The organism is Komagataeibacter sucrofermentans DSM 15973 (assembly GCF_040581405.1).
GTDB classification, from domain to species: domain Bacteria; phylum Pseudomonadota; class Alphaproteobacteria; order Acetobacterales; family Acetobacteraceae; genus Komagataeibacter; species Komagataeibacter sucrofermentans.
The window spans coordinates 2540001-2559648 of the sequence record NZ_CP137157.1 but is presented as its reverse complement, the minus strand read 5'-3'; the positions used below and the strand labels follow the sequence as shown (position 1 = coordinate 2559648).

Annotated in this window: 24 protein-coding genes and 1 pseudogene (1 of these 25 running past the window's edge); 17 read left to right on the top strand and 8 right to left on the bottom strand. The window is 65.5% G+C overall.

Annotation, left to right across the window (positions count from 1 at the left end; all coding sequences use genetic code 11):
* Positions 1 to 14: 14 nt before the first annotated feature.
* The 4 genes from R5N89_RS12070 to R5N89_RS12055 form a co-directional block, all read right to left on the bottom strand.
* A complete protein-coding gene (locus tag R5N89_RS12070; RefSeq protein ID WP_110569908.1) occupies positions 15 to 647 on the bottom strand; it encodes a TetR family transcriptional regulator in 633 nt (210 codons plus the stop codon).
* 60 nt (positions 648 to 707) lie between these two features.
* Positions 708 to 1550: a pyrroline-5-carboxylate reductase gene (gene proC, locus R5N89_RS12065; protein WP_110569907.1), complete on the bottom strand. Its 843-nt coding sequence runs from the start codon at positions 1548 to 1550 to the stop codon at positions 708 to 710.
* Positions 1550 to 2053 (bottom strand): YbjN domain-containing protein, encoded by a 504-nt coding sequence (locus tag R5N89_RS12060; protein ID WP_110569906.1) that lies wholly within the window; start codon positions 2051 to 2053, stop codon positions 1550 to 1552. Before R5N89_RS12060 ends, proC begins: the two co-directional genes overlap by 1 nt.
* A 149-nt stretch (positions 2054 to 2202) precedes the next feature.
* Positions 2203 to 2493 (bottom strand): accessory factor UbiK family protein, encoded by a 291-nt coding sequence (locus R5N89_RS12055; RefSeq protein ID WP_110569905.1) that lies wholly within the window; start codon positions 2491 to 2493, stop codon positions 2203 to 2205.
* A gap of 163 nt (positions 2494 to 2656) precedes the next feature.
* On the opposite strand from R5N89_RS12055, the gene rfaD reads away from it, so the two are divergent.
* The 14 genes from rfaD to R5N89_RS11985 all read left to right on the top strand — a co-directional run bounded on the left by rfaD (position 2657) and on the right by R5N89_RS11985 (position 14783).
* Positions 2657 to 3637 carry an ADP-glyceromanno-heptose 6-epimerase gene (gene rfaD / locus R5N89_RS12050; protein ID WP_110569904.1) on the top strand — a complete coding sequence of 327 codons (981 nt, stop codon included), beginning with the start codon at positions 2657 to 2659 and terminating at the stop codon, positions 3635 to 3637.
* Positions 3638 to 3685: 48 nt separating this feature from the next.
* A complete protein-coding gene (gene lgt, locus R5N89_RS12045; RefSeq protein ID WP_110569903.1) occupies positions 3686 to 4540 on the top strand; it encodes a prolipoprotein diacylglyceryl transferase in 855 nt (284 codons plus the stop codon).
* A complete protein-coding gene (locus tag R5N89_RS12040) occupies positions 4537 to 5574 on the top strand; it encodes a class I SAM-dependent methyltransferase (protein WP_110569902.1) in 1038 nt (345 codons plus the stop codon). Before lgt ends, R5N89_RS12040 begins: the two co-directional genes overlap by 4 nt.
* A gap of 88 nt (positions 5575 to 5662) precedes the next feature.
* On the top strand, positions 5663 to 6454 hold the full coding sequence (gene pgeF / locus R5N89_RS12035) for a peptidoglycan editing factor PgeF (protein ID WP_110569901.1): 792 nt from the start codon (positions 5663 to 5665) through the stop codon (positions 6452 to 6454).
* 8 nt (positions 6455 to 6462) lie between these two features.
* Positions 6463 to 7455, top strand: coding sequence for a hypothetical protein (locus R5N89_RS12030; RefSeq protein ID WP_244192258.1), 993 nt, complete (start codon positions 6463 to 6465; stop codon positions 7453 to 7455).
* Between the two features lie 228 nt (positions 7456 to 7683).
* Positions 7684 to 8673: a ribose-phosphate pyrophosphokinase gene (locus R5N89_RS12025; protein ID WP_110569900.1), complete on the top strand. Its 990-nt coding sequence runs from the start codon at positions 7684 to 7686 to the stop codon at positions 8671 to 8673.
* Positions 8674 to 8757: 84 nt separating this feature from the next.
* Positions 8758 to 9348 carry a histidine phosphatase family protein gene (locus tag R5N89_RS12020; RefSeq protein WP_110569899.1) on the top strand — a complete coding sequence of 197 codons (591 nt, stop codon included), beginning with the start codon at positions 8758 to 8760 and terminating at the stop codon, positions 9346 to 9348.
* A 113-nt stretch (positions 9349 to 9461) separates the two neighbouring features.
* Entirely contained in the window at positions 9462 to 10082 is a 621-nt protein-coding gene (locus R5N89_RS12015) for a 50S ribosomal protein L25/general stress protein Ctc (RefSeq protein WP_110569898.1), read from the top strand.
* 41 nt (positions 10083 to 10123) lie between these two features.
* Positions 10124 to 10696 (top strand): aminoacyl-tRNA hydrolase, encoded by a 573-nt coding sequence (gene pth, locus R5N89_RS12010; protein ID WP_110569897.1) that lies wholly within the window; start codon positions 10124 to 10126, stop codon positions 10694 to 10696.
* A gap of 6 nt (positions 10697 to 10702) precedes the next feature.
* Positions 10703 to 11797 carry a redox-regulated ATPase YchF gene (gene ychF / locus R5N89_RS12005; RefSeq protein WP_110569896.1) on the top strand — a complete coding sequence of 365 codons (1095 nt, stop codon included), beginning with the start codon at positions 10703 to 10705 and terminating at the stop codon, positions 11795 to 11797.
* A 46-nt stretch (positions 11798 to 11843) separates the two neighbouring features.
* Positions 11844 to 13127 (top strand): glutamate-5-semialdehyde dehydrogenase, encoded by a 1284-nt coding sequence (locus R5N89_RS12000; protein ID WP_110569895.1) that lies wholly within the window; start codon positions 11844 to 11846, stop codon positions 13125 to 13127.
* A 19-nt stretch (positions 13128 to 13146) separates the two neighbouring features.
* Positions 13147 to 13779 carry a nicotinate-nucleotide adenylyltransferase gene (locus R5N89_RS11995; protein WP_110569894.1) on the top strand — a complete coding sequence of 211 codons (633 nt, stop codon included), beginning with the start codon at positions 13147 to 13149 and terminating at the stop codon, positions 13777 to 13779.
* 89 nt (positions 13780 to 13868) lie between these two features.
* A complete protein-coding gene (rsfS, locus tag R5N89_RS11990) occupies positions 13869 to 14318 on the top strand; it encodes a ribosome silencing factor (RefSeq protein ID WP_078527999.1) in 450 nt (149 codons plus the stop codon).
* Between the two features lie 3 nt (positions 14319 to 14321).
* A complete protein-coding gene (locus R5N89_RS11985) occupies positions 14322 to 14783 on the top strand; it encodes a 23S rRNA (pseudouridine(1915)-N(3))-methyltransferase RlmH (RefSeq protein ID WP_110569893.1) in 462 nt (153 codons plus the stop codon).
* A gap of 113 nt (positions 14784 to 14896) precedes the next feature.
* Here R5N89_RS11985 and R5N89_RS11980 read toward each other — a convergent pair whose 3' ends face one another.
* The 4 genes and pseudogenes from R5N89_RS11980 to R5N89_RS11965 all read right to left on the bottom strand — a co-directional run bounded on the left by R5N89_RS11980 (position 14897) and on the right by R5N89_RS11965 (position 18132).
* Entirely contained in the window at positions 14897 to 15664 is a 768-nt protein-coding gene (locus R5N89_RS11980) for a CHAP domain-containing protein (RefSeq protein WP_208624717.1), read from the bottom strand.
* A gap of 321 nt (positions 15665 to 15985) precedes the next feature.
* On the bottom strand, positions 15986 to 16336 hold the full coding sequence (locus R5N89_RS11975; protein ID WP_110569935.1) for a RidA family protein: 351 nt from the start codon (positions 16334 to 16336) through the stop codon (positions 15986 to 15988).
* Positions 16337 to 16576: 240 nt separating this feature from the next.
* A pseudogene (locus R5N89_RS11970) lies at positions 16577 to 17023 on the bottom strand (NTP transferase domain-containing protein); the annotation flags it as partial.
* A gap of 29 nt (positions 17024 to 17052) precedes the next feature.
* Entirely contained in the window at positions 17053 to 18132 is a 1080-nt protein-coding gene (locus tag R5N89_RS11965) for an XdhC family protein (RefSeq protein WP_110569891.1), read from the bottom strand.
* A gap of 129 nt (positions 18133 to 18261) precedes the next feature.
* Here R5N89_RS11965 and R5N89_RS11960 point away from each other — a divergent pair, with 129 nt between their 5' ends.
* The 3 genes from R5N89_RS11960 to R5N89_RS11950 form a co-directional block, all read left to right on the top strand.
* Positions 18262 to 18642, top strand: a complete 381-nt coding sequence (locus R5N89_RS11960) for a host attachment protein (protein ID WP_110569890.1) — start codon at positions 18262 to 18264, stop codon at positions 18640 to 18642.
* Positions 18643 to 18717: 75 nt separating this feature from the next.
* Positions 18718 to 19377, top strand: coding sequence for an MBL fold metallo-hydrolase (locus tag R5N89_RS11955; protein WP_110569934.1), 660 nt, complete (start codon positions 18718 to 18720; stop codon positions 19375 to 19377).
* A 35-nt stretch (positions 19378 to 19412) separates the two neighbouring features.
* Positions 19413 to 19648 carry the beginning of a DUF192 domain-containing protein gene (locus tag R5N89_RS11950; RefSeq protein ID WP_110569889.1) on the top strand. The gene runs 277 nt beyond the window's last position, so the window shows 236 of its 513 coding nt (coding positions 1-236); its start codon is at positions 19413 to 19415; the stop codon falls past the right edge of the window.

The window sequence follows — 19648 nt, the reverse complement described above, 5'->3', positions numbered from 1 at the left end:
GCGGTCCGGACCCGTCAGGCTGAAGGCTCAAGCGGCAGGTCCACCAGCGGGTCGGTGTCGTGGCCTGCAGGCACCGTGGACTCGACGGCCTCAGGCCCGAAGGAGACAAAGCGGCCCGCGCGTTTGAGCGCCTCCTCCAGTGCCGCCATGGTCTGGCCCATGTCAACGCTGTCATCACGGTCCCATGTGCGCAGGGTCAGGGTCCATACGCCCACCAGCGCCTGCAGGCGCACCGCCCCGGCCAAGCCATTGGTGTCCACGCCGGCGGCGGTGGCGATCCACTTCATGCTCTCCAGTGTCGCACCGCCAAGCAGCAGGGCCAGAGCGGGGTCGGTGGGCAGGGCGCGCAGCACGCTGCGCACGCCCTCGCGGTATTGCTGGAACACATCAAGTCGGCGCATGAGCATGTCGAACAGCCTGTCGCGCACGTTGCCTTCCGTCTCGTCTTCCACTAGGGCGGATTCATCAGCCAGCCGCCCGAGCGTGAACAGCAGCTTGGTCTTGCACGCAAAACGCTTGCGCGCGGTCTCGAGGCTCAGCCCGGCATCGCGCGCGGCATCAACGACCGTGGTGCGCCGCCATCCGTGCGAACCGGCACGCTCCAGCGCGGAGCGGAGAAGGGTGGCGTCAAACAGGTCGTTATCCATGGAGGGTCTGATCTTCCGGGTTGGGGGTCGTAGAAATAGGGGCCGTGCGCTGCCACTGGGTCATGAAACGGGCTGCGGGCCTGACAGTTCGCGCGCGCGCCGCGCGGCGGCGGCAAGGGCGGCATCGAGCGTGGCGGGCCAGGCATCGGGCGCCATCAGCACCGCAAGGGCGGCCTGCGTCGTGCCGCCGGGGCTGGTCACGTTCTGGCGCAGGGTGGCGGCATCAAGCCCGCTGGCCTGCATGAGCGCGCCGGAGCCTGCCACCGTTTGGCGCGCGATCTGGCGGGCCAGGGCGGCGGGCAGGCCGTGGTCGATGCCCACCTGCTCGAGCAGTTCAGCCAGCAGGAACACGTAGGCCGGGCCGCTGCCTGAAATGGCGGTGACCATGTCCATCTGGTCTTCATGCTCGATCCAGGCCACTTCGCCCACCGCGCTCATCAGCCGCGCGCACAGCCTGCGATCGGCCGCGGTAGCAGGCGGCGGGGCGTAGCACACCGTCATGCCCTGCCCGATGGCGCTCGGCGTATTGGGCATGGCGCGGATCACGGCAGGAGGCGGGCTGCCTGCGGGCAGGCAGGCGCGCAGGGCCGTGGCCGTGGCCAGGCTCTCCACCGTGCGGCCTGCCAGCACGGACAGCACGGGGGCGTGGGCGGCAAAGGGGGCGAGGGTGGGCAGCACCGCATCCACTTTCTGCGGTTTGGTGGCCAGCACGATCATGCCGGGGCGGAAGCTGGCGGGAACCGCGTCGAGGCTGCGCACGAGCTGATGTGGCGGCGGCACCGAGTCGCGATGGCGATCGACGATGAAGGAAGGGGCGAGCCCCTCCTTCAGCCAGCCATCGAACATGGCGCCCCCCATCTTGCCGCAGCCCACGAGCAGCAGCGGCGGAAGGAGTTCGCCCATTACGCCATCCCCGCGCAGTCAAGCATGGCGGCCTCAAGGGCTTCCGCCGGTTTTTTGCCGCCCCACAGCACGAACTGGAAGGCGGGATAGAACCGCTCGCATTCCGTCAGCGCGATGTCGATCATGTCCTCAAGGCTTTCCATCGACGCCCCGCGCGAGCCGCGCAGCAGCACCGCATGGCGGAACACGGGCGTGCCGTGTTCAAGATCCATGCCGAAATGGCCGATCCACAGCCGCTCATTGGCCAGGGCCACGAGTTCAAACAGGTTGCGGCGCTGCTCGGGCGGCACCTTGAGGTCGAACGTGCAGGTGAAGTGCATGGCGTTCACCTCTTCCGACCAGCAGAAGAACAGGCCGTAATCGCACCATTTTCCCGGTGCCTCGGCTGCCATTTCCGAATCGCTGCGGCGCTCGAAATTCCAGTCGTAGCCGCCCACGATCTGTTCCATCTGGTCGAGCGGGTTCGTATTACGAGAGGTGGTGATCTGAGTCAGAGCAGGCATGTGGCACTCCCCGAAGCCGTCGTGGAGGAGATCCGGGCATGACGCCGGATTCCGTGTCTCTGCAACCCGGTCCGTGTCCTGTTACGGGGAATCAGGGCGCGGACCATCCTGTTACACTATGGCCCGCAGGCATTGGCTGCAAGCCTCGTTCAGCTTCCGGTATGGGGGGCGGGGGTGGTCAGGCTGGCTTCAAGGTCGGACACGCGCTCTTCAAGGCGTGCGATGCGGTTTTCCATCTCGCCCTGTGCCAGGCGCGCACGGGTGGCGACTTCGCGCACCACTTCAAATTCATCGCGGCGCACGAGGTTCAGGCTGCCGAGTGTTTCATCCACGCGGGCACGGACCATGGCGCCGATTTCCTCGCGCACGCCAGCGAGTGCCGAGAACGCGCCGCCGGCCACACCGGCAAGATCATCAAAAATGCGGGGCCTGTCGGACATAGTGGATACTCCATGACGTTCCGCGCACTACCGGAGCCCGGCTGCGGCGCGAAGGTGAAAGGCGCTACTATAGACACATTGCCGCCTCAGGGCTATCCGCACGATTGTGGCGGCCTTCGGGGCGGCATAATCAATGTGCAGGCAGAATGCGGGGGTGCGGGCAGTGATCGTGATTACGGGGGGCGCGGGCTTTATCGGTTCATGCATGCAGCAGGCCCTGCACGCGCGCGGTGTCGATACGGTGGTGGTGGACTGGCTGGGCAATGCGGGCAAATGGCGCAACCTGCGCCACCATGCCCCGGTGCGGATCGTGGCGCCCGAAGCGCTTGAGGGGTGGCTGGCCACCCGGCCCGATGTGTCGGCGGTGGTGCATCTCGGCGCGATCAGCGAGACCACGGCAAGCGATGGCGACCTGGTGTGGCGCACCAATGTCGACCTGTCATGCCGGCTGGCCGAGTGGTGCGCGCATGAGGGCGTGCGCTTCATCTATGCGTCATCGGCCGCCACCTATGGCGCTGCGGACAAGATCGAACAGTTCAGCGATGACCCGGCGGGCCTGGGCAGGCTCAGCCCGCTCAACCTGTATGGGTGGTCCAAGCAGGCGTTTGACCAGATTTTGCTGCACCGGCTGGGCCGGGGCGAGCTGTCGGGCCTGTCATGGGCGGGGCTGAAGTTCTTCAATGTCTATGGCCCCAACGAGTACCACAAGGGGCGCATGATCTCGGTGGTCAAGGTCAAGTATGACGAGGCGCGGGCAGGCGGCCCGCTTACGCTGTTCCGCTCCGACGTGCCGGGCCTGCCCGATGGCGCGCAGGCGCGTGATTTCATATGGGTGGGTGACGTGGTCAATGTCATGCTGTGGCTGCTTGACCATACGAATGTGTGCGGGCTGTTCAACTGCGGCACCGGCATGGCGCGCACCTATGCCGACCTTGCGCATGCGGTGTGCGATGCGGCGGGTGTTGCGCCCAAAATCGAATTCATCGACATGCCGCAATCGCTGCGCGGGCAGTACCAGTCCTTTACCTGTGCCGACATGCGCAGGCTGCGTAATGCGGGCTACAGCCATCCCTTCACCACGCTGGAAGATGGCGTGCGGCGTTACGTGCATGACTATCTTGCCACGCCCGATCCCTATCTCTAGGCATCGACCGCTGCCCCTGCTTCCTCCCTGATTACTGAAAGTCGGCCCATGCTGCCTGTTCTGGTCTTTCCGCAGTTTGATCCGGTAATGGTCCATTTCGGGCCGTTCGCCATACGCTGGTATGCCATGGCCTATATCGTGGCGCTGGTAGCGGGGTGGCGCATTGCCCGCCGCCTTGCGGCCCTTGCCCCCCGGGCGGCCACGGCGCTGCAGGTCGATGACTTTCTGACATGGGCCACGCTGGGCGTGGTGCTGGGCGGGCGGCTGGGCTACATCCTGTTCTATCAGCCCGGCTATTACCTTTCGCACCCGCTGGCCATCTTGCAGGTGTGGCATGGGGGCATGTCGTTTCATGGCGGGGCTGCGGGCGTGATTATTGCGCTGATTGCATTCACGCGGCTCAATGGTTTGAGTTTCCTTGCCTTTTCCGACCGGATCACCACGGTGGTGCCCATCGGGCTGGGGCTGGGGCGCATCGCCAACTTCATCAATGGCGAACTGTGGGGCAGGCCCGCCCCGCCCTCGCTGCCCTGGGCCATGATCTTCCCCGATGCCGGGCCGGAGCCGCGCCATCCATCCGAGCTTTATGAAGCCTTTGCCGAGGGGCTTTTGCTGTTCACCCTGCTGTGGTGCGTTTCGCGCAGCCTCAGGGTGCGCCAGCATCCCGGTTTCATCGCGGGGCTGTTCCTGTTTGGCTACGCAGTGGCGCGCACGGTGTGCGAATGCTTCCGCGAGCCCGATGCGTTCATCGGCTTCCTGCCCTTTGGCGTGACCATGGGGCAGGTTTTGTGCGTGCCCATGGCCATTGGCGGGCTGGGGTTGATGCTCAATGCGTATATGCGCCCCGCGCGCACGGTGGTGATGGCGGAACCGGCGGAAGAGGCCGCCGAGGGGAAGGCATGACCGGGCAGCCCGAACGGCTGGACCACTTCATGGCGCGGGCCAATGCCGCCTATTACGCAGGCCGCGACCCGTTTGCCGATTTCATTACATCGCCCGAAATCTCGCAGATGTTTGGTGAATTGCTGGGCGCGTGGGTGGCCGTGGTGTGGGGTCAGCTTGGCCGCCCCGATCCCTTCGTGCTGGCCGAGGCGGGGCCGGGGCGGGGCACGCTCATGGCCGATGCCCTGCGCCTGCTGCGCCGCGTGGCCCCGGACTGCCACAAGGCCGCGCGGGTGCATCTGATCGAGACCTCGCCCCGCCTGCGGGCCTGCCAGAACGCGGCCCTGACGGACGCCACGCCAAACCCTGTCAACTGGCATGATGGCCTTGCCAGCCTGCCCGAGGGGCCTGTGGTTCTGCTGGCCAACGAGTTTGTCGATGCGTTGCCCATTCGCCAGTTTGTCCGCCATGGGCAGGGCTGGGCGGAGCGCTTTGTGCAGGCGGGGCGGTTTGTGGAGCAGGCGGCTGTGCTGCCGTCCGGCCACCCGGCATTGGCGCGGCCCGTGCCGGAGGGCAGCGTGCTGGAGACCTGCCAGCCCGCGCTCGATTTTGTGCACGCCCTTGCCGCCCGCCTGCAACGCGGGCGCGGGGCGGCGCTGCTGATTGATTACGGTTACGATGCCCCGGCCTGGGGCGACAGCCTGCAGGCACTCCGTGAGGGCCAGCCCGCTGATCCGTTGCGTGATCCCGGCATGGCGGACCTGACTGCCCATGTCGATTTTGCCAGCATGGCGCAGGCGGCGGGTGGCGTTGATGTGTGGGGCAGCGTGAAGCAGGGTGATTTTCTCGCGGCACTCGGGCTGGGTGCGCGTTGCGAGCAGCTTGCGCGCGCGGCTCCCGACCAGGCGCACGACATAAGGGCGGCCGCCCGGCGGCTGGCAGCGCCTGAGCAGATGGGGCGGCTGTTTCGCGTGCTGGGGCTGTCGGTGGGCATGTCGGGCCTGTTGCCGGGTTTTGCGGGATTGCGCGACAGGAGTGCCCCGCAGTCAGCATAAGGAAGTTTTTGGTGAAGCTTTCTGAAAAAAGGCGGCATCCAAAAAGCTTCTGTAAATTTGTCCGCTACGGGATTGAGGGGAAACACGGATGACGGATAGCGCGATCACGGATGCGCAGGTAGTGCGCGCCTCCGCCCTTGAAGGCGTGCGCCATGGGTTCTTCACCCGCCTTGGCGGGGTCTCCACCGGCCCATATGCCACACTCAACTGCTCGACCCGCTCGGCGGATGATCCGCGTGCCTTGCGCGAAAACCGCCGCCGCGTGGCGCAGTATGTCGGTGTTTTGCCCGATCACCTGCTGGGCCTGACCCAGGTGCATGGCGATCGCGTGCTGACGCCGACCGTTCTCTGGCCCGCAGGGGCTGGGCCGGAGGGGGATGCGCTTGTCACGGCCACGCCCGGCCTGGCGCTGGGCGTGATTACGGCGGATTGCGCGCCGATCCTGTTCAGCAACGCGCAGGGCACGGTGGTGGGCGCGGCCCATGCGGGCTGGCGGGGCGCATGTGGCGGCATTATCGAGGCCACGGTGGCGGCGATGGGCGCGCTGGGCTGCGGTGCCAGTGAGATCACCGCTGTCGTCGGCCCCTGTATCGCGCCTGCCAGTTACGAGGTCGGGCCGGACATGCGCGATGCCGTGCTGGCCTGTGACGTGGCGGGGGATACGTTTTTCAGCCCGGCCGCGCGGGCGGGGCACTTCATGTTCGATCTGCCGGGTTACTGCGTCATGCGCCTCGCGCGGTGCGGGGTGGGGTCTGCCATGGCGCTGGGCCTTGATACCCTGCATGATGAAGAGCGGTTTTTCAGCCATCGCCGCCGCACGCTGGCAGGTGGCGGCCCGATCGGGCACCAGATTTCCGTTATCGCCTGCCGGGCGGTATAAGGGGCCCCATGATGTCAGACGTTCTTGCCCGCCGGTCGGGCGCGCTCGCGGCCCTTGTGGGGCTTTCCCTGCTGGGTGGCTGCGTGGATGTGCCGCACCCCTTCCGCCATGATGGCTCCGGCGCGCAGCCCCCCACCGCGCGGCTGGCCGTGCCGGTTTCCACCGCATCCGGCACGGATGAGGCTGGCGCGCAGGCCTGGCAGCACGCCATGGTCGAGGCCATGCTGGCGCAGTCGGTGCCAGCCATGGGCCAGCCCGCCAAGCCCGGTGACTGGTGGCTGAAAATGACCACCACGGCGCAGGATGATACGGTTATTCCCACCTATGCCGTCATGACCCCCAAGGGCGAGGAACGCGGCCATATGAGCGGTGCCGCGGTGCCTGCGGCACAGTGGCAGGCCGCGGATGGGCAGGCCGAGACCCGCTCGGCGCAGGAGGTGGCCCCCGGGGTTGCCGAACTGCTGACCGGCATCCAGGCCGCGCAGATGCAAAAAGACCCCAACAGCCTCAAGAATCGCCCCGCCCATGTCTATTTCGCGGGCGTGCAGGGTGCGCCGGGCGATGGCGATCACGCGCTGGCCCGCGCCTTTACCGCAGCCTTCCCCGATGCGCATGAAGACCTGCGGCATGCGGCCACGGGCGCGGATTACACGGTGCGCTGCACCGTGGTGCTCAATGATGCGGTGACCACCACCTCGACCACGCCCCAGCAGCATATCGTGCTGACATGGAAGGTGCTTGACGCGCAGGGCGCCGAAGCCGGTGCCGCCACCCAGATTCATGACATCGCGGCCCATTCGCTGGATTCCCGCTGGGGCGACGTGGCCGTGGCCGCTGCTGATGAAGCGGCAGGAGCCGTGCGGCAGATCATCACCCGCTATTCCGGCCGCGAAAACGCACCGCTTGCCGCCGATGGCACCCTGCCCACGCCGGGCAGCGCGCCTGCTCCGGCCCCCGCCCCGGCAGCCGGCGCATCCCCCACTGCCCCTACGCAGCCCTGAAACCTGTAGAAAAAATCTGGGCCAGAACCCGCTTTCCTGCCCGGCAGGGCATTATGGGCGCAGGCCACACGGGTGTGACGGATCGGCAACGGGGGGCAGACGTGCAGGTTTGCATACCCTTAGGCAGGTGACAGGCCATGTGCCGGTTGATAGAACGCCGCACATACACAACGGGGGCGGAAAAAACCGCCCTCCAGCGCCTCTACCGCCGCCCGGGAGCGTCACACGATGAAAATTGTCGCCTGTAACAGCAACCTGCCTCTCGCCGAGAAAGTTGCGGCGGAACTGGGGCTACCGCTCTGTAACGCGACCGTGCGGCGTTTTGCCGACATGGAAATTTTTGTCGAGATTCATGAGAACGTGCGTGGCGAGGATGTGTTCGTCATCCAGAGCACCTGCTCGCCCACCAATGACAACCTCATGGAACTGCTGATCATGCTCGATGCCCTGCGCCGTGGCTCGGCGCGGCGCATCACGGCGGTCATGCCGTATTTTGGCTATGCCCGTCAGGACCGCAAATCCGGCCCGCGCACGCCCATCAGCGCCAAGCTCGTGGCCAATATCCTGGTCGAGGCCGGCGCCAACCGCCTGCTGACCATGGACCTGCATGCTATGCAGATCCAGGGCTTCTTCGACATCCCCGTTGATAACCTTTACGCAGCGCCGCTGTTCACGCGCGATATCCGTGGCCGCATGAAGCTCGAGGGCGAACCCCCTCTGCCCTATGACGCCCCGCCGATGGACATTCCCGGCGGCCCGCACAACCTCATGATCGTTTCGCCCGACGTGGGCGGCGTGGTGCGTGCCCGCCAGCTTGCGCAGCGGCTGAACGTGGACCTCGCCATCATCGACAAGCGCCGCGAGCGTGCGGGCGTGTCGGAGGTGATGAACGTGATTGGCGACGTGCGGGGCCGTTACTGCATCCTTGTCGATGATATCGTTGATAGCGGCGGCTCGCTGTGCAACGCGGCCGAAGCGCTGATGAAGCATGGTGCGGCAGCCGTCGAGGCTTACGTGACCCACGGCGTGCTGACCGGCAGCGCGGTGAGCCGCGTGGGCCAGTCGCCGCTGGGCATGCTGACGCTGACCGACAGCATTAAGGCGACCGAGGCGGTGAAGGACGCGGCCAATATCCGCCAGATCAGCACGGCGGCCCTGATTTCACGCGCCATGCAGGCCATATCGGATGAAAGTTCCGTCTCCTCGCTGTTCGACTGATACGGTTTGAGGCAGGGGGCGGGATTGACCGCCCCGGCCACCCGGCGCTACCCCCAAGGGCGTAGTAGAGTGAAGGAACGACGCATGACTGATCTGATGACCCGGCCATACTGGTACCTGCGCCATGGGGAAACGGACTGGAATGCGCAGGGGCGCTCGCAGGGGCGCACCGATATTCCGCTCAACGCCACGGGCATTGCCCAGGCCGAGGCCGCTGGCCTGCTGCTGGCGCGGCACTGGCGCGATCATGCGCCCATCGTGCGCATTGTTGCCTCGCCGCTGGTGCGCGCGCGCCGCACGGCCGAGATCGTGGCCGACCAGCTTGCGGCACACGGTGCCCCCCGCCTTGAGGTCGCCCTTGATGACGGGCTGAAGGAAGTCTGCTTCGGGGCGGAAGAAGGCAAGCCGATGGGCTCGTGGTACGACAGTTGGATTGCAGGCGAGTACACGCCTCCTGATGGCGAAAGCTTTGCCGACCTGCGCGAGCGCGCGGTCTCGGCGGTCAATCGCGCGCTTGAGCTCGATGGCGTGCCGCTGATCGTGTGCCACGGCGCGATGTTCCGCGCCCTGCGCGCGGCCATGCACCTCAAGCCCAACGTGCGCCTGCCCAACGCCACCCCCATGTGGGCCGAGCCGGGGGCGACCGGGGTGTGGAGTCTCACCGCGCTTTCCTGAAAAACCGGGCCTGTCCGGGCTTGGTGATTGCATAAGGCGCGGTTTTCCGTTAAACGCCGCGCACGCGCTGGCACCCCTGGAGGCCCGCGCGCTTGTGTTTCAGGAGCAGACAAGTGACCAAATTCACCAAAATCGAAGTCTCTTCGCGCGCGAAGGCTGGTAAGGGGGCAGCGCGTGCAACGAGGCGTGCCGGCCACGTGCCCGGCGTGATCTATGGCGGCGGCCAGGAACCCACCCTGATCGCGCTTGACCCCCGCATCGTGCACCGTGAGCTGCACAAGTCCGGCTGGCGTTCGCGCATCTATGACATCTCCGTTGAAGGTGGTGCCTCCGTGCACGCCCTGCTGCGCGAGATCCAGCTGCACCCCGTAACCGATGCCCCGATCCATGTGGACTACCAGCGCCTCGCCGCTGGCCATAAGGTGCACGTGGAAGTGGAAATCCGCTTCACGGGTGAAGAGGTTTCGCCGGGCGTCAAGCGCGGTGGCGTGATGAACATCGTCCGTCACACGGTCGATGTCGTGGTTGATCCGGCCGATATTCCGGAATTCTTCACCGCCGACCTGTCCCAGCTCGACTTCCACGACAACGTGCGCTGGGAAGACCTCAAGGGCACGGAAAAAGTGACCCCCGTGCTGCAGGACAACAACTTCGTCATCGCCAACGTGGCCCCGCCGAGCGTTGATGAAGAGCCCGAGGCCGCTGAAGGCGCCGAAGCCGCAGCCGAAGGCTGATTGCTTACCCACCGCCACGAACCCTGACAGGAGACTGAACGATGCTGCTCTGGACCGGTCTTGGTAATCCCGAGACGGGGATGAGCCGGAATCGTCATAATGTCGGCTTCATGGCGGTGGACCGGATTGCGCAGCGCCACGGGTTTGGCCCGTGGCGCAAGCGCTTCCGTGGCGAAATTGCCGAAGGCATGGTGGGGCGGCACAAGGTGCTGCTGCTCAAGCCCATGACCTACATGAACCTCTCGGGCGAGAGCGTTCAGCAGGCGGCGGCCTTCTACAAGCTGCCGCCCGAGGCCATTACGGCCTTCCATGATGAACTTGACCTTGAGCCGGGCCGCATCCGCGTAAAGCGTGGCGGCGGGGCGGCAGGGCATAACGGCCTGCGGTCGATGGACCGCATGCTGGGCACGAAAGAATACTGGCGCGTGCGGCTTGGCATCGGGCATCCCGGCAGCCGCGAGCGTGTGACGGGCCATGTGCTGGGCGATTTTTCCCGCACGGACCGTGAGTGGCTGGACCCGATGCTTGATACGCTGGCTGATGAAGCCACGCTGCTGGCGGATGGCAAGCCGGAACTGTTCATGACAAGAATGGCCGCGCAGGCCGGGGAGTAAGGGCGTATGGGCTTTAACTGTGGCATCGTGGGCCTGCCCAACGTGGGCAAATCGACGCTGTTCAACGCCCTGACCGAGACCGCGTCGGCGCAGGCCGCGAACTATCCGTTCTGCACCATCGAGCCCAATGTCGGGCGCGTGGCCGTGCCGGATGCGCGGCTGGCGGAACTGGCGCGGATTGGCAAATCGCAGAAGATCCTGCCCACCAGCCTTGAGTTCGTGGACATTGCGGGCCTGGTGCGCGGCGCCTCGCGCGGGGAGGGGCTGGGCAACCAGTTCCTGGCCAATATCCGCGAGGTGGATGCCATCATCCATGTGCTGCGCTGCTTTGAAGATGATGACATCACCCATGTGGAAGGTGGCGTCGACCCCATCCGCGATGCGGAGATCATCGAGACCGAACTGATGCTGGCCGACCTCGAATCGCTGGAGAAGCGGATCGTGGCGCTGCAGAAGAAGGCGCGCGGCAATGACCGCGAGGCGGCAGCTCAGGTTGAGCTGATGGAGCCGCTGATCGAAGCCCTGCGTGAGGGCCTGCCCGCGCGCAAGGCCATCCCGGCGGGGCAGGAGGAGGCCGTGCGCCGCCTGCAGCTCATGACCTCGAAGCCGGTGCTGTATGTGTGCAACGTGGATGAAGCCTCGGCGGCCACGGGCAACGAATTTTCCGAGCGTGTGCGTGCGCGGGCGGAAGAGGAAGGGGCAGCAATGGTTGTCGTTTCCGCCGCGATCGAGGCCGAAGTAAGCCAGCTTGGCGCTGAAGACCGCGTCGAGTTCCTTGAAGGCCTTGGCCTGAAGGATAGCGGGCTCGACCGCGTGATCGCGGCAGGCTACCGCCTGCTGGGCCTGAGCACCTACTTTACCGTAGGGCCGAAGGAGACGCGGGCCTGGACCATTACCGAAGGCACCAGGGCCCCGCAGGCCGCCGCCGTCATTCATAACGATTTCGAGCGGGGCTTCATTGCGTGCGAGACCATTGCATATGATGATTACATCGCCTGCAATGGCGAGGCAGGTGCCCGTGAGGCGGGCAAGCTGCGCATCGAAGGGCGGGATTACGTGGTGCAGGATGGCGATGTCCTGCTGTTCCGCTTCAACGTCTGATACGGGCGCGGTGCCCGTTCAGGGATAGATCAGGGAGTTACGGATCATGGACCAGGCTGTTGCAACCCCCACGCGGGCTGACGCACCGCAGCCGGACGTGATCCGCACCATGGCGCTTGCCGCCCGCGCGGCGGCCCGCGTGCTGGCCCGCAGCACGACCGAAACCCGTAATAAAGCCCTGACTGCCGCCGCCATGGCCCTGCGCGCCGCCCAGCCGGAACTGCTAGCGGCCAATGCGCGTGACGTGGCGGCATTTGCCGGGGCCGCAGCCTTTCGTGACCGGCTGATACTCAACCCCGAGCGGGTCGAGGCCATGGCGCAGGGGCTTGAACAGATTGCCGCCCTGCCGGATCCTGTGGGCCACGTCATGGCGGAGTGGGACCGGCCCAACGGCCTGCGCATCCGCCGGGTGGCAACGCCCGTGGGCGTGATCGGCATGATTTATGAAAGCCGCCCCAATGTGGGCGCGGATGCGGCGGCGCTGTGCATCAAGTCCGGCAATGCCGTGATCCTGCGCGGCGGGTCGGACAGCCTGAACAGCGCGCGCGTGATCCATGCAGCCATGCAGGCGGGGCTGAAAGCGGCGGCCCTGCCGGTTGAATGTGTGCAGATCCCGCCCGATGCTGATCGTGCCCATGTGGCCGCCATGCTCGGTGCGGCCGGGCTGATCGACCTCATCATTCCCCGTGGTGGCAAGTCGCTTGTCGAGCGCGTCTGTGCCGAGGCCCGCGTGCCGGTGCTGGCCCATGCCGAAGGGCTTTGCCACACCTATGTGCACGCGGCGGCTGATCTGGAAATGGCGCGGCGCATCGTGCTCAACGCCAAGCTGCGCCGCCCCGGCATCTGTGGCGCGACTGAAACGCTGCTGGTCGATCAGGCCATTGCGCCCAGGATACTACCCGGCCTGATCGAGGATCTGGCCACCCGTGGCTGCACCTTCCGCGCCGACGAGCGCGCGCGCGAGATCATTCCCGACCTGCCCGCCGCCACCGATGCGGATTTCGCCACCGAATGGCTTGATGCCGTGCTTTCAGTGGGCGTGGTGGATGGCGTGGAAGATGCGCTGGTCCATATCGCCCGCTATGGCAGCGCCCATACTGAAGCCATCGTGACGGAAGATGCGCAGGCGGCCACCACCTTCCTCAACGGCACGGATAGCGCGGTGGTGATGTGGAATGCCTCCACCCAGTTCTGTGATGGCGGCGAGTTCGGCTTTGGGGCCGAGATCGGCATTGCCACCGGGCGGTTCCATGCCCGTGGCCCGGTCGGGCTCGAGCAGCTCACCACCTTCCGCTACGAGGTGATCGGCACGGGGCAGGTCAGGCCCTGATCTGGCTGTGCACGGTGGCATGGCGCCTGTGATCCCGACCCATGGGGATGGGCGGCGCCTGTGCGTGGGCCTGCTTGGTGGTTCGTTCAACCCGGTGCATGAAGGCCATGTGCAGCTTGCCTGGCGGGCATTGCGGCAACTGGGGCTGGATCAGGTCTGGTTCCTTGTCTCGCCTGGCAATCCGCTCAAGCCGGTAGCGGGCATGGCCCCGCTGGCGCAGCGACTGGCGGGGGTGCGGGCGCGCATTCACGGCGTGGCGGGTAGGCGACTGGTGGCCACCGATATCGAAAGCCGCATCGGTACCCGTTATACGGTCGATACGCTGGCGCGGCTGAAGCGCCTTTTCCCGCATGTGCGCTTTGTGTGGCTGATGGGGGCGGACGGGCTGGCGCAGATGAACCGGTGGCGGCGGTGGCGCGATATCGTGCATATGGTGCCCTTTGCCGTATTGCCGCGCCCGGGCTATAATCCTGCCGCATTGCACGGGCAGATTGCGCGCAGGCTTGCACGCTGGCGGCTGCCTGCGCGCAGGGCGGGAACACTGGCTACATGCATGCCGCCCGCATGGGTCTTTCTTCCCGCGCCGCAGAACGCTATATCAGCTACAGAAATACGTGCATCGCAGGCCGCGCATGGCCGCCGACGGGAGTAACAGCCATAACCAGAAAGCCTATAGCCGAGAGTGGCGCCAAGCGCCGTACCGGCAGCCCCCATGCCGCGCCGCGTGCCGTCACGGGTTCACTGGGCAGTGCCGTGCAGGTGCCGGGCACGCCGCGCAAGAAGGCCGCCGTGGCAGGCCCTGCCCGCGCCGAAGCGCGCGAGCCCGACCCGCGCGTGGAACAGTTTCTGGAGATCATCACCACCAGCCTGGAAGATGACAAGGCTGAGGATATCGTGGTGATCGACCTGACGGGCCGCGCTTCCTTTGCCGATCGCATGGTGATCGCCACCGGCCTGGCCGACCGGCAGATTGCCGCCATGGCCGCGCATATCGAGCGCAAGCTGGGCGAGGCCGGGCTCAAGCGCGTGCGCACGGAAGGGGCTACCGGCTCCGACTGGGTGCTGCTTGATGCCGGTGATATCGTGGTGCATCTGTTCAAGGCCGAAGCCCGCGCGCTTTATGGGCTGGAGCGCATGTGGGGCGATGACCTCGACGTGCCGCCGGAGGCGCCCGCAGGCCCGGTTGCGTAAGCCTTGTTTCACCTGATTGCCGTGGGCCGCATGAAGGACCGGGTGGAGCGCGACCTGTTCGAGCGTTATGCCACCCGGCTTTCGCCCCGCATCAAGCTGGTTGAACTGCCTGAAGGGCGCGGCGCGCCCAACGAGATCAAGCGCAGGGAAGGGCAGGCGATTCTGGCGGCCCTGCCTGATCGCGCCATTGTCGTGGCTATGGACGAAGGCGGCCGCACCTATGACAGCGTGGCCTTCTCCCGTGCGGTGGAACAGTGGATCGAGACACCACGGCCGCTATGTTTTGTCATTGGTGGGGCGGAAGGGCTCGATGGCCCGGTTGTGCAGCGTGCAGACCATACGCTCTCGCTTGGCAAGATGACGTGGCCGCACATGTTGGTGCGCGGCATGCTGGCCGAGCAGCTTTATCGCGCCCGCGCCATTTCAGCCGGGCATCCCTATCACCGGGCGGGCCGCCCTGACTGAAGGCCGCTCGGGCTGCTGTAGCGCCTTTTCATAAGGCGGTATTGTCTCGAATTTCCTGAAAACAGCGTTGCCAGACACTTTCCGGGGAGAGGTCTGGCGCCGCGCGTGCTTTTTTAGCGCAGGGAGCGGTTGGGCGCATCATCCGTATAGGCGAGGGACGAGGACGCACGCCCCGCAATGCCCTCGGGCGCTTCCGCCACTTCCGTGCCGTTGTGGCGGGCGGTGGTGGTGGTGCGCGCCTGCGCCATGACGGCAGGGTTGCGCATGGCATTCTGATAGGTGCTCAGCATCATGTGCGAGGTGGTATCAGGCCGGGCGTAGATGAAGCCGTAGGTGGGGTAAATGCTGCCAAAAGCGCCGTTGCGGCTGTTAAGCGCCACGCGCACGGCGGACCAGTCATTGTTGGGGGAAACATCGATGACCGGTACATCGCGGCTGATGCCGCGCTGGCCCCAGTGCGACTGGTCAATGACGATGGTGCGGTTGTTGACCACCTGGCGCACCACGGCCACATGGCCAAGCGGCATGCGGCGCGTGCCACGGAAGTTGAGCACGCTGCCTTCCTCCGGTGCGCTGCCGCGCGCGTAACGGCCTGCGGCCTTATACCACCAGTCTACCGCGTTGCCGCGAATCTCGACATCGGATGCGGATTTGGCGAAGGCCACGCACTGGATCACATGCCCGCGCTCATGGGTATGGGTGCCATGATAGGCCACATGATGGACTGACGCGTGGCTGGAAGAGGTCGTGTGCGCAGCGACAGGGTGCACATGGCTGACATGCCGAACGGTATGGGCCTTGCCCTGTTCAGAAAACATGAATCCGAAAGTGGCCGTAAGAACGGAAAGCAGGACGCCACGCTTCATGTTTCTGATCCGCATTTTTCGCAATCTCTCCACCCCATCCGGGTGATTCTCAAAATGATCCGCTCACATCGCGTTCATCGAGTAGCAAGCCCATTGCAAGTCTGACAAGCCTGCGCTGTGGAGGATGAAGAGCACAATTGCATATTTCCTCCAAAAACACGTTCAGAATTAAAAAATAGGAATATATTCTTTATTCGGACTATTTATGCCCTGATTTTCTGCCGCTTATTCCAAGGATTTCAGCGAGGAGAACAGAAGTAGAATGATTCTGGGAAAGCGGGAAAGTTGCAAAAATGTGACATGTTTCACAGGTGCCTTTCCCGCTGCCCCGAGGTCTTATTTGGTCGCGATGATCATGATTTCGACCAGCACGTCCGGGTGCGCCATCTTGGCCTCGACACAGGCGCGGGCCGGTGCGCCGCCCTTGGGCAGCCAGGGGCCCCACACGGCATTCAGCGCATCACGGTCGTTGATGTCCTTCAGCCAGATCTGGGCCTGCAGCAGGCGGGTGTTGTCGGTGCCATGCAGTTCCAGTGCTTCATCGATCTGGGCCAGCACGTCCTTGGTCTGGGCCGTGATGTCGGCGGACAGGTCGCTCGCCACGAATCCCTGCGTGAACAGGAAGCCATGATACTCCACCACCTTGGACAGGATGGGGTTGGGCTCGGTGCGAATGATCTTGCTCATGTTATGGATCCTGGTTGGTTGGTTGGCATGCGGCGCGCCACATGCGCTGCCTTCCCTCTTCGCGCTGGCCCGGGCTGAGGTCAACTCCCCCCCGAAAAGGCGGCTGAATTCGCTCAGTCGTTCCGGGGTATCAAAATCCGCTGCAATTTCCGCGCCGGCCGCGACGCGGGGCATGGCGGGGGCATGCTGCGCCAGCAGGTGGCGGGCCCCGCTATCGCCTTCGCCCGCCATCAGGGCAGTAAAGAGGGCGCGGCTCCACAGCACCGGGTTGCCGCGCCTGCCTTCATGCGTGGCCAGCACGCCGGGGCAGCCGGGATGGGTGTGGAAAGTAGCCATCATGGCATCAAGCAGGGCGGTGCCGACCAGCGGCATATCACCGAGGCAGATCAGCGCGCCTGTTATGGTGGGGTCATCCATGGCCGCCTGCACGCCTGCGGCCAGCGTGCGTGACAGGCCATGCGTATGGTCGGGCGCGCTAATGAAATGGGGTCGTCGGTCCGGTCGCAGCCCCTGTAATGCCGCCTGCCGGATCTCGGCGGCCCGGTGGCCCAGCACGACCACAACGGGGTCGGCCCGGCTGGCCGTGACCGCGCGCAGGGTGCGGGCAATCATGGGCAGGCCGGTGGCATCGGGGGCAAGCAGCTTGTGGGCGGGCGCCGTGCGGCTCGAGGCGCCCCCCGCCAGCACGATGGCGGCGATGCGCCCGGGCGCGGCTGTCACGCCCAGCCCGATACCCGCCCCAGTGGCTTGTTGTGCCGCACGGCCACGATCTCGGCCAGGATCGAGAGCGCGATTTCCGCCGCCCCCACCGCGCCAATGGCCAGCCCTACGGGGCCGTGGATGCGCGCGATCTGGTCAGCGGCAAAGCCGCTCTCATGCAGCCGCGCCACGCGGGAGGCCTGCGTTTTGCGCGATCCCAGCGCACCGATATAGAAAGCCTCGCTGCCCAGGGTGTATTGCAGCGTCGGGTCATCGAGCTTGGTGTCATGCGTCAGGGTGACGATGGCGGTCTGGTTATCGATGCCCAGCCGCTCAAGGGCTTCATCAGGCCAGTCGGTGTCCAGCGTGATGCCGGGAAAGCGCTCCGGCGTGGCCAGTTGCGTGCGCGGGTCAATGACCGTGACCGAAAAGCCGGTGCTCTGCGCCATGGGGGCGAGCACCTGCGCAATATGTACCGCGCCCACGATCAACAGGCGTGGCGGCATGGGCACGAGGTGCAGGAACCATATGGCCTGCCCCGCTTCATCTTCAAGCCGCAGGCTGCGGCCGGTTTCAAAAACCTCGCGTGCGCGGGCGGCGAGGCGGCCCTCGAGGTCCGTGGGCGTAGCAGGCGCGACATTATCATACAGCAGACGGCACGCGCCGGTGGCAAGCTCGGTCGCCATGATGACCGGCACGCGGGCGCGGCGCTTTTCGGCCACGGTTTCCAGCATGGAGAGCGGCAGCGTGCCCTGCGGGTGGGTGGGGGTGCTGATCGCAGCCACGTACACATCAAGCAGTCCGCCACAGGCCAGCCCCACCGCCCAGGCATCATCGCTTGATACGCCATAGGACAGGGCCGCCGGTTTGCCGGTGCGCATGACGGTGGTGGCTTCTTCTATGACGGCGCCTTCCACGCAGCCACCGCTGACCGAGCCTTCGATGCGACCATTCGCGCACACGGCCATCATGCTGCCCGCAGGCCGGGGGGAACTGCCCCAGGTGGAGGTGACGGTGGCAAGGGCGCAGGGCAGTCCCGCCCGGGCCCATTCGGTCAGGAGGTCCAGCGGATCGGGCGTGGAAGAAAGTTTTGTCATGGCAGCTTCACTTTATCAGCACGCATGCGCGCCTGTCACCCGCTGGACATGCATGTCCGGACACCCCATGTAGTGTGACAACACGCGGGCCACCACTGGGTGGCCCGATGCATGAATGGAGTATTTTATATGAGCTATGTCGATCCGGTCTGGTATGTTGTGGCCGATAGCATTCACGCCCGCATTCTCAAGCATGGCGAACACGGCCTGGCCACCATCACCCACCTCAAGAGTGACGACGCCAAGGGCATGGACGCTCCGCGCAACGGTGCTTATGGCAAGGTAATTGCCGAGTTCCTGAACAAGGCCGTCCGCGCAAAGGAAGCACCGGGCATCGCCCTTGCCGCCCCCGGCGAGGTGATGCACCAGATCCGCGAACATCTGGACGTGGAAGCCCGCCCGCTGGTGGTGAAGGTTCTCGAGCATGACCTGACCAACACGCCGGACAACAAGCTGGCCCCGCATTTTGATATTCCGGCCACCGGCTGGCCGCTCGCCAAGGAGAGCTGAGTCACCTGCGTGGTTCAGTAACGGTGCGCCCTGCGGTAACGTGGGGCGCATTTTTTGTTTGTAGGGCTTTCCATCATGCCAACACCCCTGTCACTCGAAGTCGTGCCCGTGACCGCATTCGGGCAGAACTGCTCGATCCTGTGGAACCCCGATACGCATCATGCGGTCGTGGTCGATCCCGGTGGCGACGTGCCCCGCATCATGGCATTCCTGACCGACAAGGCCCTGACGGTTGACGCCATCTGGCTTACCCACGGCCATCTCGACCACGCAGGCGGGGCGGATGCCCTGCGGCGCGAACTCTCGGCCCGGCAGGGCGCCCCCGTGCCGGTGCTGGGGCCGGACCGGGCGGATGCGCCCCTGCTTGAAACCATTCCCCAACAGGCCGCCCTGTTCGGTCTGACCGGGCTGGAGAACGTAAAGCCCGACCGTTTTGTAAGGCATGGTGAAAAGCTCGAGGCCCTGGGCCACAGCTTTGAGGTGCGCCATGTGCCCGGCCATACGCCGGGCCATGTCATCTTTTATGATCCCGCTGCCCGCTTCGCCTTCGTGGGCGATACCCTGTTCAGGGGCGGCGTGGGGCGGACCGATTTCCCCTATGGCGACCATGCGCAGCTGATTGAGGCGATCGGGCGGGAATTGCTTACATTGGATGATGATGTCACGATCCTGCCCGGTCATGGTCCCGCAACGACAATCGGCGCGGAGCGGAAGGGCAACCCCTTCCTGACCTGACGGATGGATTAAAGGGTGCAGGAGAGTATTTGCTTATGATGTCCTTCAAGGCGGGCCGGTGGCTGGCCCTGGCCGCATGCATGGCCGCAGTGTCCGTTCCCGCCATGGCGGCGGAGGAAACGGGTGAACCCACCCACGCGCAGGCCCCGCTGCCCACCGTGCCGCTCACCATCACCACGGCTGATGGCGCGAAGCATGTGTTCACGGTGGAAAAGGCCATGACCCCCCGCGAGCAGCAGGTGGGCGAGATGTTCCGCCCTTCAGTGCCGGC